This window comes from Gordonia sp. OPL2 (assembly GCF_003797825.1).
GTDB lineage: Bacteria > Actinomycetota > Actinomycetes > Mycobacteriales > Mycobacteriaceae > Gordonia.
Window position 1 is genome coordinate 1 of the sequence record NZ_RKME01000139.1, and the last position, 389, is coordinate 389.

General features: G+C 66.6%; 1 protein-coding gene. It reads left to right on the forward strand.

The window, feature by feature from the left end:
- Window positions 1-389: phage tail protein (locus EEB19_RS26675; RefSeq protein WP_369074063.1), on the forward strand; the 389-nt coding region annotated here is incomplete at both ends.

A 389-nucleotide genomic window follows, 5' to 3' on the forward strand; every position in this document is an offset into this window, starting at 1 on the left:
AGTGGCGGCTGTACCAGATCGCGCGCTACTGCGATGAACTGGTCAGCGATGGCCAGGGCGGCAAGGAGCCGCGCTTCACCTGCAGCCTGTATCTGCAGACCCGCGCCGAGGCCTACCGCGTGCTGCAGGACATCGCCACCATGTTCCGCGGCATCAGCTTCTATGCGGCGGGGCAGGTGATGGCCTCGGCCGACATGCCCAAGGACCCGGTGCTGACCTACAGCCAGGCCAACGTCATCGAAGGGCGCTTCCACTATGCCGGCAGCAGCCGAACGGCGCGGCACACGGTGGCCCTGGTGTCGTGGATCGATCCAGACGACTTCGGCCGGCAGAAGGTCGAAGTGGTGCAGCACCTGCCTGGCGTGGCCCGCTACGGCATCAACCAGACC